The organism is Methylomonas fluvii (genome assembly GCF_014850975.1).
GTDB classification, from domain to species: Bacteria; Pseudomonadota; Gammaproteobacteria; order Methylococcales; family Methylomonadaceae; genus Methylomonas; species Methylomonas fluvii.
Window position 1 is genome coordinate 13054 of sequence record NZ_JACXST010000001.1, and the last position, 14316, is coordinate 27369.

Annotated in this window: 17 protein-coding genes; all 17 read right to left on the reverse strand. The window is 52.6% G+C overall.

What is annotated here, in order from left to right; all coding sequences use genetic code 11:
• Positions 1-12: 12 nt before the first annotated feature.
• The 17 genes from EBB_RS00040 to EBB_RS00120 all read right to left on the reverse strand — a co-directional run bounded on the left by EBB_RS00040 (position 13) and on the right by EBB_RS00120 (position 14261).
• On the reverse strand, positions 13-1224 hold the full coding sequence (locus EBB_RS00040) for a TrbC family F-type conjugative pilus assembly protein (RefSeq protein ID WP_192391913.1): 1212 nt from the start codon (positions 1222-1224) through the stop codon (positions 13-15).
• The gene (gene lepB, locus EBB_RS00045; protein WP_192391914.1) at positions 1211-1777 is read right to left on the reverse strand and encodes a signal peptidase I; all 567 of its coding nucleotides are present in this window, start codon (positions 1775-1777) and stop codon (positions 1211-1213) included. The genes EBB_RS00040 and lepB overlap by 14 nt, the downstream gene beginning before the upstream one ends.
• On the reverse strand, positions 1755-2072 hold the full coding sequence (locus EBB_RS00050) for a hypothetical protein (protein ID WP_192391915.1): 318 nt from the start codon (positions 2070-2072) through the stop codon (positions 1755-1757). Before EBB_RS00050 ends, lepB begins: the two co-directional genes overlap by 23 nt.
• Complete coding sequence (gene traC / locus EBB_RS00055) at positions 2062-4476, reverse strand: type IV secretion system protein TraC (RefSeq protein ID WP_192391916.1); 2415 nt, start codon at positions 4474-4476, stop codon at positions 2062-2064. Before traC ends, EBB_RS00050 begins: the two co-directional genes overlap by 11 nt.
• Entirely contained in the window at positions 4473-4730 is a 258-nt protein-coding gene (locus tag EBB_RS00060) for an RRXRR domain-containing protein (RefSeq protein WP_192391917.1), read from the reverse strand. The genes traC and EBB_RS00060 overlap by 4 nt, the downstream gene beginning before the upstream one ends.
• A gap of 11 nt (positions 4731-4741) precedes the next feature.
• Positions 4742-5041: a TraA family conjugative transfer protein gene (traA, locus tag EBB_RS00065; RefSeq protein WP_192391918.1), complete on the reverse strand. Its 300-nt coding sequence runs from the start codon at positions 5039-5041 to the stop codon at positions 4742-4744.
• Positions 5042-5172: 131 nt separating this feature from the next.
• Positions 5173-5685 carry a TraV family lipoprotein gene (locus EBB_RS00070; protein WP_192391919.1) on the reverse strand — a complete coding sequence of 171 codons (513 nt, stop codon included), beginning with the start codon at positions 5683-5685 and terminating at the stop codon, positions 5173-5175.
• Positions 5682-6506 (reverse strand): DsbC family protein, encoded by an 825-nt coding sequence (locus EBB_RS00075; protein WP_192391920.1) that lies wholly within the window; start codon positions 6504-6506, stop codon positions 5682-5684. The genes EBB_RS00070 and EBB_RS00075 overlap by 4 nt, the downstream gene beginning before the upstream one ends.
• A 26-nt stretch (positions 6507-6532) precedes the next feature.
• Positions 6533-7912 carry a TraB/VirB10 family protein gene (locus EBB_RS00080; RefSeq protein WP_192391921.1) on the reverse strand — a complete coding sequence of 460 codons (1380 nt, stop codon included), beginning with the start codon at positions 7910-7912 and terminating at the stop codon, positions 6533-6535.
• Complete coding sequence (locus EBB_RS00085; protein WP_192391922.1) at positions 7912-8889, reverse strand: TraK domain-containing protein; 978 nt, start codon at positions 8887-8889, stop codon at positions 7912-7914. The genes EBB_RS00080 and EBB_RS00085 overlap by 1 nt, the downstream gene beginning before the upstream one ends.
• Positions 8886-9497: a TraE/TraK family type IV conjugative transfer system protein gene (locus EBB_RS00090; RefSeq protein ID WP_192391923.1), complete on the reverse strand. Its 612-nt coding sequence runs from the start codon at positions 9495-9497 to the stop codon at positions 8886-8888. The genes EBB_RS00085 and EBB_RS00090 overlap by 4 nt, the downstream gene beginning before the upstream one ends.
• Positions 9494-9775: a type IV conjugative transfer system protein TraL gene (traL, locus tag EBB_RS00095; RefSeq protein ID WP_192391924.1), complete on the reverse strand. Its 282-nt coding sequence runs from the start codon at positions 9773-9775 to the stop codon at positions 9494-9496. Before traL ends, EBB_RS00090 begins: the two co-directional genes overlap by 4 nt.
• Before the next feature lie 210 nt (positions 9776-9985).
• Positions 9986-11308, reverse strand: a complete 1323-nt coding sequence (locus EBB_RS00100) for a hypothetical protein (RefSeq protein WP_192391925.1) — start codon at positions 11306-11308, stop codon at positions 9986-9988.
• 15 nt (positions 11309-11323) lie between these two features.
• Positions 11324-11557 carry a hypothetical protein gene (locus EBB_RS00105; RefSeq protein ID WP_192391926.1) on the reverse strand — a complete coding sequence of 78 codons (234 nt, stop codon included), beginning with the start codon at positions 11555-11557 and terminating at the stop codon, positions 11324-11326.
• Between the two features lie 169 nt (positions 11558-11726).
• Complete coding sequence (locus EBB_RS00110) at positions 11727-13028, reverse strand: TIR domain-containing protein (protein WP_192391927.1); 1302 nt, start codon at positions 13026-13028, stop codon at positions 11727-11729.
• A 347-nt stretch (positions 13029-13375) separates the two neighbouring features.
• Positions 13376-13684 (reverse strand): integration host factor subunit beta, encoded by a 309-nt coding sequence (locus tag EBB_RS00115; protein ID WP_192391928.1) that lies wholly within the window; start codon positions 13682-13684, stop codon positions 13376-13378.
• Positions 13685-13748: 64 nt separating this feature from the next.
• Positions 13749-14261 (reverse strand): hypothetical protein, encoded by a 513-nt coding sequence (locus tag EBB_RS00120; protein ID WP_229427515.1) that lies wholly within the window; start codon positions 14259-14261, stop codon positions 13749-13751.
• Between the last annotated feature and the right edge of the window lie 55 nt (positions 14262-14316).

Here is a 14316-nt window from a genome sequence, read left to right on the forward strand (position 1 = left end):
GCTGTAATCGCTTCATGATTTAGCTCCCGCTGTTGAAACAGGCAGCTTGCGTTCGCGAACGAGGAGACGGTTACCGGATTGTTCGACAATCGCCGGCACATGCTGTAATTGAAAACGACTGCGCACATCCGGTGTCAGTAAATAGACCGGTGCCTGAAGCGCAGTTTCCAAACGCTGCAAGCTGTCCCACCCGGACTGATGCGGCAACGACGTGGCCAAATACATCACCCGTGCTTGTTTATCCTGGCAGGACTGATGCTGAATCAGTTCGACTTGAGCCGGCACCGTGGCATCGAACACCTTCAGGCATAAGCCAAATGGCATTTTGTCCAAGGGATTAACAGTTTGTCCGGCTCGGATGACCAGCTGTCCATTGGGCGCTGTCAGATCGCGCGGGGCGGTGATGGTCAGATCCACGCTCCGATCACGATCTTCCTGAGTCACCGGCAGCACTTCAAATTTTTGCTGTTCCCAGAACCGAGCGATGGCTTGTTGTTGCTTTTGTTTCCAGTCGATGGCGGCCATCCGGCGTTTGACCTCTTCGAGCAAGTCGACTTCGGCAATTTCGCCAACATCGCCCAAGACGCCCAAATCACCTTGTTTGCCGGCTTTTAGCTGCTCGTCTAGCCAGGACAGACTGCTGACACCTCGAACCTGTAGCTGGGATTTACCGTTTTGTTCGATGACAATGTCCGGTACTGACGTTACGGACCAGCGCTGAAAACGGGTGGGATCGATCACGATGTTGGGCAGTGGATCAATACCTTTCAGCAAACGTTTGAGGTCAGCCATCAGTGCCGGTAGTTTTTGGCCGGGCTTGGGGCCGCGAAACACCAGCAAAACATCATCCCGGCCAGCCGCCTCTTCAAAGATGCCTTTCAGTGCGGATTCACCCAGCGAGAAAGACACAAACAACAGTGTGAGAGGCTTGCTCGAAGGGGCTGTCGGCTGGACGCTAGCCAATTTTGTTGATCCAATTGATAGTGCCTCTGTTTGGATCGCCTGCGAAGCGTCCAACACCTGTTGCGCCTGGTGTTTCATGTCCAGTTGTACAGATTGACCGTTCAACCAGTCAGGACGAGGCTGGCCTTTCAAGGCCTGCAAAATAGCCTGAGAACGTTGCTGCCAGACTTCTTCCGCCTGCCCGGCTTGCACACTGAACCAGCAAAACAAACAGACTGCCGATAGATGCCAAGGACGTTGAGTCCGATCAAAACAACGCATAGGCCCGTCCAATCACTTGATGATCGTAGACATAACCCCAGTAACGCGAATCGAAGCTTTTGTCGGTTTGTCCGGTTACCCAATAGGCTGCCGGTGGAATCGTTTCATGGCGGTTAAAACGGGTGGCCGGCTTTTTGAGTTTCTCCGTCAAAGGCAGTCCGTCGATGATTCGTTCACCGTTGATCGTGGTGTGCTGCGGATCGACGTGTATGGTGTCGCCGGTGACGCCGGCGGCGATTTTGACGATGATCTGCCCATCATTGAAAAAGGGCGCCATGCGTTCGGCGCGAAAGGCAATCAAATCGCCGCGCCAGATGTCTTTGTTGTGAGTGTCGATCAGGTAAATCCATTTGTCCGGCAGACAGCGGTCGACCTGGTCGTCGCCGCCAATTAAAAATCGTTGACCGATATATCTTTCAACGGCCAACACCAGCAACAAAATCGGTATTGCCTTGAGTAGAAACTGGCCTAATCGTTGGCGATTGGCACGGGGTGACGATGACGAATGAATCCGAGGCTTCTTCATACAGTTAGCGTCCGGCTTGTCGAACATAGACATCCTCCGGAGCAGCCACCACCGCCGTTGAATCAATGACCAGATAGCCTGCATCACTGAGTTTCTTGGCCTGCCCCTGCCAGTCATCGACGATTTTGGCCATTTGTTCCTGGTTGGCGTTGGGCGGTATCGACTGAATCAGCTTGGCCCGGTCAAGTACAAACACCGGTGTGACCATATTTAATCGAGCGATGGGCTGTTGTAATTGCTGTTGCGCAGCCAGCCAGCCACCGATGCCGCCCAGACAGGCTGCGATGAAAACGGTGCTGAGCCATTGCGATTTAGGATCCATAGGTAGTCTCCCTGGGTTTGCTGCTGCGGTTGTCGATGAGTTGTTGAATGGCTTCACCCAGGCTCAAGCCTTGCCGACGCAACTGTTTCAAGGCGTTGACGTCTTCGGGTTTGGTGGAAAACAGAATGCGTTTGTATGGATCGACGATCAGTCGGCCGATACCGGATCCCATCTCGGTGATGAAGAAGATTTCTGAATACGCGCCAGGCAAGGTATGCACGGTTTTGAGCAGTTCATAGCCGCCATCCGATAGTGGCAAGCGCCGATCCTGCTTCATACCTTCGATGACTTCGGCTTTTTGACCGAGCAAATACATATTTGCCGAGTTCTCGACAATGGCGCGGCCTGCGGCATTGCGGTATAAATCGTTCACCGACTGGGTGATGGTGACGGCTGCACCGCCGTATTTTCGAAATCGCCGATAGCCGTGTTCCATGAACTTAGCGACATCGCCTTCAGTGAGCAAATCCCAGGCTTCGTCGATGATGACGATCTTGGGCCGGTTACGTTCGCCGAGATACATTTCCTGCTGGATTTGGTAAATCAGCTGCAGCAAGACCACCTGTTGCAGATGCTTGCGGCCCTTAAGCTCCTCTAGTTCCAGGACGGTAAAGTCATTGGTGAATTTGGCGTTATTGCGACCATTGAAGTAACGGCCATATTCGCCTCGGGTGGTAAACGGAAACAACTGTTCGCCGACATCCTTCAAGCGTTGATCGGTTTCAGAGCAGAGCTGCCGGGCAATGTCGTCGACGGACATGGCCTGGACTTTTTCTGTCCACAATTGTTTCAATATCCGTTTGAGACCCGCAGTTTGGAAATCGGTCAGTTTCTCGGTCGGCGCTGCCATTTGGCTGACCAATCCGGCTAACATATCGGCTTCTTCTTCGAAGTTTTGCACGATCTCGAAGGGGTTCATGCAGATGTTGGAACCGTGGGTGAATTTCACGAAATCGCCTTCCAGCACCTCGCAAAGGTTTTCATAGGAGCGGCCGACATCAATGGCCCAGATTTGCGCGCCTTCGGTCAGGTAGCTGACGATGATTTCGTTGGTCAGAAAGGATTTACCTTTACCGGATTCGGCGGCTATACACAGATTGTAATTGCCGGTGGTATCGAACAGCGACACGGCCATGTGTTCACCGTTGCGTGAGACGAAATTCAAAGTCGGCGTGCCGGTGCCAGCCCAGTCACCAAATAACGGTAACAACGGAATGGCATGCCGCGTGGCCAGGGTGCGATAGCGTTTCAAATCAGCAATCGCCGAACGCTCGGGACCAAACGGCAAACAGTTCAGGAAAAACGGCAGGCAGAAAAACTTGTCTTCCAGGAGCTGAAAACCCAGCTCCCGGAAATAAACGCGGGCATTGGAGACCGCCGCCGCTTCTTCGGCTTCGTCGCAAAACAGTAACACCCCGAAATAAGCCCGAATCGGCCGATCTCCATCGCGGTAGGCGTCGAACAACACGTCGAAATGGTGTTTACGCTGCACCAACACCGGCAAAAACCGGGCAATGGGCGTATTAACCTGGTTGGTGATGAATTGCCGCACACCTTCCTGCCGGGTACGGGTTGATTCGGCATCGGGATAATGCAGGGTCAGACTGAGCAAAGCATTCTGGCGAATGCCACGGGTACCGGAGAGAATGTCGCCCAAGTAGCTTTTTGCGCTGCCGAAGTAAAAATGATCGGGGGTGCGTTTGGCGGACAAGGTCTTGACGCGCTTACTCCCGAGCCACAGGCCTTTTTCATCGAGCTCGAGCGCGTTATCGTAATCCAGCAATTGATCGCGGATCAGTTGGGTCGGATCGCATTCGGGTACCACCCGATCTTTCCAGCCGGCATCGGGCTGCCAATTGAGAATCGTGTTCAGAATGCGCACATACTGATCAGCGCCTAATAGTTCCGGATACATGCCGATGGTCGACAGCGATTGCTGGGTAGCGAGTTGCAATTCGCTGGCACGACGGATGTCCGTTTCACTAGGCCTGGGGTACGCCATCGGCAATTTGACCGTGACTAGAATGTGACTGCGTCGAAGGCGTGCCCCCGATATCGCTTCCGGGGCTTTGGTTGTGCCGCGCCGCAAGAAATCGATACTGGCTTGGGTCATGGTTTTATAGGTCTGCTTTTGCTGTTTCAGACGCCGCGTTTGCATGATGGCCAGCGACTCTTCGATGTCCGGCGAAGTCCACAGTGAAACTTGCAATAGCGTTTCGGGCGGCCAGTCCTGATTCAGTAACACGTTGACCCGCGCAGAAACGCTGGCATCGGCGCCGATCATCGGTCGGCACAGAAAGCCGAAGCCAATGCTGCTATCGGCCATCAAGAACAGGTGATGGTCATATTCATAAGCCAGTACCGTGAATAACTGATCGGCACGGGGGCGTTGGGCGATGGTCATAGGAAGATATCCTCTTCGGAAAACAGCAGCAGGTCTTCGACTGGACATTCCGGATCGAGACGAATCGTAAAAGGATGCCGGCACACCAGCGATACGCGGTGGTTGCGTTTCAACTGCCTGGCTCTGGCCGGATGGCAGGGGTTGATTGGCTGGCCGTTGACGTCTTGGACCCTGACGGTCCGCTTATCGTGTGCCAATGAAGCAAGGCGGCGGTTGCCCGCCGCAGTCTCGGTATCAATAATTGAACCGGTCATCGTGGTGAGGCCTAAATCGTGGCAGTCACGATGTTGGTGATAATGGTCGGTGCCGCAAACAGGCCGACACCACTGGCAATCCCCAGCACAAAGCCCATGATGCTGCCGCGCACGACACCGGCGACTAGGCCGACGATGACGAACACGATAGCGATAATGCGGCCGAGCAAGCCTTCCACCCAGCCGGTCAGCAAGCTCCAGACGGTGCTGAACTCGGTACCAGCGGTACCGGCCATGGCATCATTTGCCAACAACATAAAAAATAACGATGCCAGGGCTACCAGTACCCCGCTTCGATATGACGTTTTCATCAAAAATATCCTCATTCAGGTTAAAAGACGGTTGCCCGTCGAATCTCGGACGGTTAGTCCGGCAGGTTTTAAGCGGTTACCCGCTCAGTCTCGCAGGGGGTGTGGGACCTGCGGTTAAAAGAAATTAAGGTTCAGGGCATTTGTTTTCCTAATCGATTCACTGGACTTTCATCTTCAGCGGTATCGACGCTGGATCGTTTCTCCGGTGGACGTTGCTCGACTTGTAAAGGAATCAAAGACGAACTGGCGGTTGGTGCCGCCTTGCCGACCATCCAGCGCCGAGGTTCCAGTTCGGTGTAGACATAGTTGGACACCATCAAATCGCCGTCTGCATCTTCCCAAGGCGCGATCCAGATGCGCATGACCTGCGAGGGCGTGCGAATCGGCGTAGGATCTTCGATCTTGGGCACGGGTTGTTGTAACGGAGGTGCGAATGCCTGTTTTGACATTGGCTCTGATTCCTGGCTGGTTTCGAGAGGCGCTTCCTTTATCGCCGTATTGGTCACCTGGTAGACCTGCGTCGTAGATAGACAGCTGGGTTCGTCCGGCATGCCTTTACAGCCGTAGTCGGTGGCGCAGCCGGTGGTGACGGCGATCATCAGTACACTGAGGCTATAAATAGAAAACTGATGAAAGCGTTTCATGGCTTTTTCTCCGTGGCGTTTGTGTTTTGTGCGTTTATATCGGGCGTTGTTGCCAGACTGGGCGACGGTTTCGGTTTATCGGCCAACCAATCGGCTAACACCTCGGGTGCGCCACTGTGAGTGCGGCCGTCAGGAGCAATCAGAAATGGCACACCCTTCAAATCGAATAACTTGGCGGTGACCACGGCTTTTTGCAGCGGCTCTTTGTTGCACTGAACCGGTGGTTCGGTCGGCAAGCCCGCGTAATCCTGTTTCAACAGTCGGTCGCGCACGGTGTCTTTGGCTTTTGTCTCGTTGGTTTCCAACTGACACGCCAGTTGCACGACGATGTTTTGCGATTCGGGGCCGAGGATGGGGACCATTACCAGTTTGAAGGTGTACTGGTCTTGTAAGGCTTGCAGGTCTTTCATGACTTTGCCGCAGTAGGGGCAGCGCGGATCGATGAACACCAACACTTGGGCTTTGCCGTGACCAATGGTCACGGCACCGAGGTCGTCAGCCTTGAGCTTCATCCGGGACAGGTCGATGCGGTTGGCAATGCGATCGATATCCGCCAGCTCCTTGATCTCCTGTTGGGTCCAGATGTCCATCAATTTGCCGCCATAAAAGGCAAAGCGGCCGTTACTGGAAATAAACACCGCCTGCTCGCCGGACTTGACCATTTTGAGACCTGAGATCGGTAAGTCCTGCATGCCGTCGATCTTGATCGACAAAAGGCCTGCGGCAATGTCCGAGATGGGCGGTTTTGACGGGTTGGCGGCGAAGGCTGTTGAAGTGACTAACAGTGATGCCAGCAGCAAACGGGTTTGGCGTAGAGACATAAATAGATTCCGTGTTTTAATGAAAATCAGCTTTGGGTTTTCAGCTTCAGCGCCGTGCCTTTTTGCACGATGAAGTTGACTTGGCGAGTCGCATCGACTTCGATGACCGGATAAATCTCTTCGGCCATGTCCATGTAAAAATGCGACAGCCGTTCCATCGCATAGCCAGCACCTTTCAATGCGCCGCCTTCCATCGATTGCGAGGAAAAGGCACTTTGGAATGGTGTGGTACCGGATAGCGCACCCAGGCCGCCGGTCATCAGCACCGGAATCTGGTTACGACCGAAGGCATCGGAAAAGCCGCGCAGGAAACCCGCCATCATCGATTGGGCGAGTAGCGCACCTTGTTTGGATACCACCCGGCCACGCACCCCGTTTTTGCCGTCTTCGCCGGTGGCATAGGCATTCATGGGCACTTCGATCACGCCACCGTCCTGGCGCACACAGGAAAAGGTCTCGCCGCGAAAGTAGGCCCGCTCAGCGCTCAAGTCGCCAAAGCCGGCGGCCAGCAAAAAGCACTCGCGCACATCGGCATGGAATCGGTTGGGCAGAATGGCTTCCTTCTTGATCCGGAACAGCACCGGCATCGGCTCTTTCTTGGCTTTGCGCCCGGTTGGCGCATCAAGACCATTTAGCAATACGCCGGTCAAAATGCTGCCGGCAGGGATAAAGACGTCGCTGTTGGCATGACCTGACTGCGACTGGCCGTGAGCATTGGCCGCCGCCGTGTCTTTGTCTTTACCATTGGCTTGGTCAGCGCCTTCCTGGATGACTCGAATCTGCATCGCCGCCGGCGCCTGACTATTGGCTCGGCCTCCCGAGACGCCGGGATTACCGGGTATCGGTCCGGGCACAGCGGCTTGCTCGAACACGCGGTTGAGATCGTCTTGTCCGTTGTCGAATGGAGGGTTGTTTGGGCGGCGGTTTGACGCTCTTCCCAATGTTGATGGATCCAATGGGAGTTGATTGATGTCGCCTGGGGTGGCGGTCGCTGTCGGTGTGGCCGCTTTGTTCTTCAACGACTCGACTTCACCGGTGACGGCTTGGAGTTTGGCTTCATAGGCCTCGCGCTCTGCGCTGGTCCATTGTTTGAAGCGGATTTCGTCGGATAGCTGTTCTCGCTTTTGTTGTTCTTCGATCGCAGCCAACCGGCGAGCTTGTTCGTCGTTTTTCTGCTGCAGATCGCGCAATTGTGCCGAAATGCCGTCGATACCCAGTGAACGGGGATCGCTATCGGTCAAAATATGTTGGATGGTGGCCTGCTTGCTCAGCGGTTTGCTGACTTCCGGGGTGATGGTCGCCAGTGCGATGATGACCGCTAACACTACGGTACCGATGCCGCCGACGGCCAAATTGCGTTTGGCAGCCGGACTCAAGCGTGTCCACCAGGTATCGACGCTGACCATTAGGGTTGACCTCCGCCCAGTAATGAAGGCCGCAAACTGGATGACGCCTCTGGCGATTGTCGGACCACGACATACAATTCGGTGGCTTCCTGGGGCTTCAATACCACGTTGGGCCAGGCCGAAACGGCGAGCACGTCCTGTTGCGTCGTCGCGCAACCGCGTTCGTCGAACTCGAGCATGTCGCCGCCGGTATTTTTAGCTAGTCCCACCAGAATCAGCCTGTCCTGGCCTTCCAGAACTTGGCCGGTTTTAATCTGTACGCGCTCTTGCAGGCAGTGAATCTGTTCCTGCGGCTTCGGTTCGCGGAGTGAATAACCGGCTGGGGTCTTTTGCAAACCCAAATCCCGAAACAATGCTTTTAGCTGGCTGATGTAGGCTTGTTCCTGTTGGCTTGAGGTTCGACTTGAGCCATCGGCGCGTTGCCATTGGTTCAGCAATTGGTAGCTGTCCTTATCCAGATCGAGGTGGATTTCCCGCGCCGGAATGCGTTTGGGAATCAGGGTGAGCGATAGCGCAATGTCCTGGTTGTCGCCGGGGGTGATGTATAAGGTCACTGGCGTTTCGTCGGCGGTGGCGACATAAACGATTTTGCCTTTGGTACTAGTGGTGGCCTGGCTGGTGGTCGTAACCACCGGATGTTCGAACGGTGTGACCAGACGATTCAAGTGGCCGACCGCAATCGGCATCAGTTCGTTGATGCTGGGTTTAACCGCGATATGCTGGGGACCGATTGATGTGTTTGATGCTGCGTTTGACGCTGCCGCTTGCTGTTTGGCGGCTTTCAAGACGCTGGCATCAACCGGCGGTAACTCGATACCTAAGTCGGGCTGAGACGGTACAACGGGTTGTGATGGCGATGAGGATGACTCTTCGGCCACGCTGGTGACCGGTGGTAATACCGTCACCGGTAAATCATCGCTGGCCCAAGCGCCATTGGCGAGGGAAAGGAATAACCAGGGGTGCAACAATCGTTTCATGGTTTAGCCTCATGCGGTTGGCCTTGAGTGTCTTGCAAACGGGCCAGGGTTCTGGGGGAATCCGGATACACGTCGATGTATTCCAGGCGGGGCCGATAATTTTTGATGGCGATGATGAATTCGTAGGTACGGAGCTTTACGTCCGGTTTGGAACTGGGGCCCTGGCTTTTCAGTTCGCCGCTGACGAAGACTTTGTTGGTCTCGGCTTCGTAGTCGACGTGACGCGGGGTGAAACTGATCGCGACCCGATCCATTTTGATAGCCTTGATTTGATCGCTCATGGCATCCAGGACACTGCGGTAAATATCCGGCGCCAATAGCGGCTCGACGGCGGTTTTCAAAAAATCGGCATTGGCTGGCGTGGTGTTGCCAAGGAGTTCAGCCAGGAACAAGCCCCAGGACTCTTTGAACTCGCTGGATGCCTGACTGCGTGTGACCTCGACTTCCTGTGTCAAGCTCGGCGGTACCAGGATGATGCTGCGTTCGGTGCGCCAAGCGGCCAGCGAAGTGATCACGCAAATCACCAGCAAGCCAATGATGATGACGCGGCTAAATCGATTCTCGGTCTCGTGCCCGTCCCAGGTTTGCAGAAAATCCGACCATCTCATGGCAGGAACCGGCAGATGTAGGGGTTGGGGATGGTCTGCGCGCGACTCGGCAACAAACCCAGCCAATACAGCGCATGCAAGGTATAGCCGTCAGGCCGGTTATCGCGGAAACGCCGGTAAAACTTGACTGCGATGAGTCCAAGCGCCAAGCCTGGAATAAATTGATCGATTAACATGCCGGTCAGCATGCTCACCATGAAGGGTACGATCTCGTCCGCACTCCACAGCAAAATGTGGATGGGATCGTCTATCGATTGGGGGATTGCAACGGGTTCCATAATGACCTCCGGTTGGGATGGTCATTATTGTGAAGAGAATTTTCGGGAGGTCGTTTTCGAAATCGCGATAATTATTGCGATTTCGTTAATTGGGCAAAAAAAGTTTGAAATTTGTATTGGATTTGATCTGTTCGAGGTCCAACGCGATCGGCCAATTTCAGACCGTCGAGGTTCATTTTGCAGGGCCGGTTTATGCCTGAAACCAGTTGTTTAAGTTAAAGTTGCGGAACACGCCGCTGACTCTTGTTCGAGCATGTTTTCTGAATTAAATAGCCCGCGGAAAGCGTCGTCCCAGTATTTACTTTCCTGCCTGGTAAACACGTAAGTAGAGCCACTATTGGTGACAACATTTTCACTCGGCGAGGACATCGCTCCTCGGCTAAGAAATCCAATTCCTACGACATGATCCCGATCAATGGCATTCGAAAGGAACTTGCTGGCCCAACAGAGGAGTGAGGTCGGAGCGTTACCCGGTGTTTTATCGTGTTCCGCTAGGTTCACCATGCTTTCTGGTGAAATGCCGTTGAATTCTAGCAAAATCATTCTCGGGCGATTTCCTGTCAGTTGCTTCGTTGCTGCTTTCTTAACCGTTTTCTGAATGGCGTCGAACAACGTGTCATCCCGCTTACTCTGAATGACGCAAATGACCGCGACGCCTTCCTTTATCCCTCTAACCATGACCTGACGATTACAGGTGCCGGTAATCGAGTCGATCAATTCGCGCTCGCCTTGGCTGGCATTGTTCCAGTTAATGCGGTGGAGGAGTTGGGCATCAAAATCACGGATAGCAATTTCCGCTTGTGGATATGTTTGGCTCTGACCAGACAAGATTGTTCTAGCGACAAGCTTTGATAACTCCTTACGTTCGGCGAACCTGGTCGGCAATTTGTCGGGCAGCGTTAATACTATCGACAATCCATCGTGCAGATATCGGGTTACAGTCTTGAGATCCGGCTGCATAAGATGCCAGAAGTCGAGCGCATGCCGAGTGCTGATTTGCCGACCTTTTCCTTCTGAAATAGCCTTACACTCTACTTCCAAACCCGATGATTCAATATCCTTCACTAGTAAATCGTAAGTGTCCCCTTCTGCTTCCAATTCTGGCCATCCCAGTTGGTAGCCTAATTTAGTGAAATGTAGCGCAACTGTGAATTCGAGTTGCAATGCGCGCATATCCTCAGGATTTTGAAATGCGCCTTGGATTCTCCCGATTGTCCTCGTACGATTGGTGGCTTCCATACTTTCTAACATGCTAAGGCAGTGGGATGCGAATGCCATCGCTGGATAGATGGGAAATAAGTCCATTTGGCCAACGGGTAATCTCCCGTAATGCAAAAGCAAGTCGCTGCAGCAACTAAGTTGGTAAGCAATTTCGTTTTCCTGGTGATGGTAATCTCTCAAAAATTGGTTACCCAAAATCTCCTCGTTAAGCTTTTTGACGCGCCTGCGCCAGTGTCTATCTCCAATGATGTCTCGGAATTTACGGAACAAATCATCTAACTCATAGTCGTGTATAGACGCTTTTAAGTGCATTTGTATTTACCCCCCTTATGCATTGTCTTTTGCAAATTGGTGCATGCGGTTTTTAACGTCTTCCCAGGCTTTCCATGCCTCATCGAACTTAGACAATTCATTGTTATTTGGGTTTTTGTTTGAGACTCCTTGGGCAAAAGCCGCAAATTTCTGATTGACGCTAGAAAAAGCCTTGAAATAGGCTTCACGTGCCTTTTCTTGTTCTTCACAGAGTTTTTGCCATTCAGCGTAAACATCGTTTTGGCTCATATTTAGAGACTCCTTGGTAACTCGTACGGCAGCTAGCACCAAGCATAACCCACGTAGAGAAGCGAAGTCGTTGATGCGATGGTTATGGGCGTTGGCGAAAAATAAGGACTCCATGTTATTGAGCATAACAACCTATCGGATTCTTCTGCACGATTGAACGTAGATCGTGTCAGCTCTTGAGCATCCCTATCAACAATTCGGCGATCTGCTCGGGAGATTTCTCGGCGAGGGAAACGTAGCCGATGGTTGGAGACAAACCATCGATATCTACGTCTTCAACTTTCACCGGCAAAATATAGGCATTGCCACGTTCCTGGAGTGCTCGTGCTGTCGCGCTCTTGCGTTCATGCGTCGTCCACATCCGATCGGCGTATTCCCGCGATAGGAACATGACGCAGTACCTGGATTCCTTGCGGTAAATGCGGTCAAACGTCGCTACAAGATCCTTGCCCCAAAGTTGTTCTGGGTAGAAATTGTCGTAGAAGACGCTGAAGCCATGCTCCTTGAGAATCGTGGCGATCTTCTCGGCCAACAGACGCTCGGGACCAGCAAATGAGAACGCTACGTCGTATTGGAATCCGGTTATTGATTGAGTGATGGTCATAGGATTGGGTGCGGCTGCTACAGCTTTTGGCGTGGCGGCTCGGGGTGCAGCTATTTGCTTTGCTGGAAGAAAGGTCATCCCCCACGGTTCTTGGATTGCATGCGCTTCCAACAGTCCCTTGATTCCCGCAGCAAAGTGGGTGGCATGGGCATCGAACCATCGATGAGCGAGTTCGGCGTTTGATCCAAAGAAATCATCCCCTCGCTTCTCGAATGGGGTGAATCGCCACCAACAGCCCTCGAAGTCATACTCCGGGCAATCGGCAAACCAGTTGAATCCGCCAAGAAAGTCGATGACCGACTGAAATTCTTCTGAGAGCGGCATGTGTTTGGCGCGGTAATGGGTTGTCCATCCCTTGTCACTGCCGCCTTCGATCCATGTAAAGACGAAACGGAAAAACTCATCTTCGCTTTCCTTCATCTTTTCGGCTTTGGGCGAGGTATGCCCGTCGCCACGGCAATAGAGATTCGGGCGAGCCCGTCGGGTGGCCGGCTTGCCATAAAAGAATCCCCAGCCCTCGGGCTGCTCGACGAACAGACCGCAGTTCTCCAGGTGCGAGATGGCCTTCTGGAAAATTTGAAAGGACTTGTCGATGTCGGCGCTTAGCCCTTTGAGGTTCAGCCCTTCCGGAACTTGTCGGCAGAAGCATTCGCTGCCATGGAAGGCACACACAGAACGGTTGAAGCCCAGTAGAGAAAGGAAATCAGTTGTCTGAAAGCCTGAAGTTGAATAGCTATTTGGCCTAGCATGCAGTGTGTCGGCCAAATTATCTTTACCATTCTGTAGTCGAACCGAGATGTAGTTGATGCCGTCCCCGGTATGGTTACCGATTACCGTTGTTTTGAGCGCCGAATGAAGGTTTTTCATCGTTCCTCGCTTACACGATTTTTTGCCAACCTCGAATTGGTGGCGTCAAATTTAGCAATGGATGACCAGCAGAGCCTTTCATAAATAGCAGAATGTCAAAGAGACGTCCTGGTTCGTTAGCCAACCAAAGATACCGACTTGCTGACGCCGCACCTCTAAGCAATGCTTCGTTTATGACTGGTAACGATCAAATCGCTGTCATTGAATCACTTTGGGCGACAGACCGCAACGTGTCGATTGTGAGAATTCTCACTCGCCAAAATCCCATGGTATCGACATTTCCTAAACCGAATCAGTGAACTTCGCATTCGGTATAGATGGCGGTACTAAATCAGAACGACTGGAGGCTAGTCCTTAATCAATGGAAAACGGTTACTAGAAAGGGACACACGCTCACGTAAATCCAGTCCTGGTTTGAAGTGGGTGGAATGCCGAATGGGCAAACTCACTTGTTCGCCTGTCTTAGGGTTGCGCCCTATACGAGCGGCTCGCTGAATAACCGAGAACCCACCAAACCCACGAATTTCAATTCGTTCACCTTGTGCCAAATGATTGGTCATCGTATCGATAGTGATATTAATGGCCATTTCGACATCGCGTTGCAGTAAATGAGGCAATCTAAGGCTAATGTGTTCGATGAGCTGGGATTTCGTCATTCTCGGGTATCTGTTAAATGAGTCGTTTGTGGTAAAGGACCATCGGAACTGTTGGAGCTATCCTCTACAGCGTAGGTAATGTCTTGCCGCCTTGTTCGACAATAACGGCTTGCTTGAGCAAATCGCTTGCGGCGGGAAAGTTGTCGTAAAGACTGCCAATGGCACGATAGTAATTCATCGTATCAAACGGCACTGAGACTTGTGTTCGGATCAAATCAGCCAGTCTTGACCTGAAATCCGGAGAAACTGTCACCATACGCAGGCCTTTGATAATTTTAGTATCGGGATCCACCAAGACCAGATTAAAGGGCAAATAAGCATCACCCTCATCAATCGTCTCATCACCTGCTAGATGAATGGTAAACGCCAAATCTGACCAATCCAGAAAACCCTCGATTTTGAATAAAAACAAAATGAGTTCGGCTTTTGCGAATAAGGCAAACGAAGTATTCCCATTCAGAAAGGCTTGGATTTCTCGAGGGGACGCCGAAAAATTAAACGTCAGCAAAGGCGTGCCATTCGCTAGGATTATGCTCATGCCTTCCGCGGGCATGTCATGGTCAAAGCGTTCACCCACGCATAATTTCAAATACCCCATTTCGTTTATGTTCATTAGGCAGAGAGGCTTGCGC

Coding starts and splice junctions, on each gene's coding strand:
- EBB_RS00085 (WP_192391922.1), bottom strand. CDS start 8,889: ATGAAACGATTGTTGCACCCCTGGTTATTCCTTTCCCTCGCCAATGGC.
- EBB_RS00075 (WP_192391920.1), bottom strand. CDS start 6,506: ATGTCTCTACGCCAAACCCGTTTGCTGCTGGCATCACTGTTAGTCACT.
- EBB_RS00080 (WP_192391921.1), bottom strand. CDS start 7,912: ATGGTCAGCGTCGATACCTGGTGGACACGCTTGAGTCCGGCTGCCAAA.
- traL (WP_192391924.1), bottom strand. CDS start 9,775: ATGGAACCCGTTGCAATCCCCCAATCGATAGACGATCCCATCCACATT.
- EBB_RS00040 (WP_192391913.1), bottom strand. CDS start 1,224: ATGCGTTGTTTTGATCGGACTCAACGTCCTTGGCATCTATCGGCAGTC.
- lepB (WP_192391914.1), bottom strand. CDS start 1,777: ATGTTCGACAAGCCGGACGCTAACTGTATGAAGAAGCCTCGGATTCAT.
- EBB_RS00050 (WP_192391915.1), bottom strand. CDS start 2,072: ATGGATCCTAAATCGCAATGGCTCAGCACCGTTTTCATCGCAGCCTGT.
- traA (WP_192391918.1), bottom strand. CDS start 5,041: ATGAAAACGTCATATCGAAGCGGGGTACTGGTAGCCCTGGCATCGTTA.
- EBB_RS00110 (WP_192391927.1), bottom strand. CDS start 13,028: ATGAAAAACCTTCATTCGGCGCTCAAAACAACGGTAATCGGTAACCAT.
- traC (WP_192391916.1), bottom strand. CDS start 4,476: ATGACCATCGCCCAACGCCCCCGTGCCGATCAGTTATTCACGGTACTG.
- EBB_RS00115 (WP_192391928.1), bottom strand. CDS start 13,684: ATGACGAAATCCCAGCTCATCGAACACATTAGCCTTAGATTGCCTCAT.
- EBB_RS00105 (WP_192391926.1), bottom strand. CDS start 11,557: ATGAGCCAAAACGATGTTTACGCTGAATGGCAAAAACTCTGTGAAGAA.
- EBB_RS00060 (WP_192391917.1), bottom strand. CDS start 4,730: ATGACCGGTTCAATTATTGATACCGAGACTGCGGCGGGCAACCGCCGC.
- EBB_RS00070 (WP_192391919.1), bottom strand. CDS start 5,685: ATGAAACGCTTTCATCAGTTTTCTATTTATAGCCTCAGTGTACTGATG.
- EBB_RS00090 (WP_192391923.1), bottom strand. CDS start 9,497: ATGAGATGGTCGGATTTTCTGCAAACCTGGGACGGGCACGAGACCGAG.
- EBB_RS00100 (WP_192391925.1), bottom strand. CDS start 11,308: ATGCACTTAAAAGCGTCTATACACGACTATGAGTTAGATGATTTGTTC.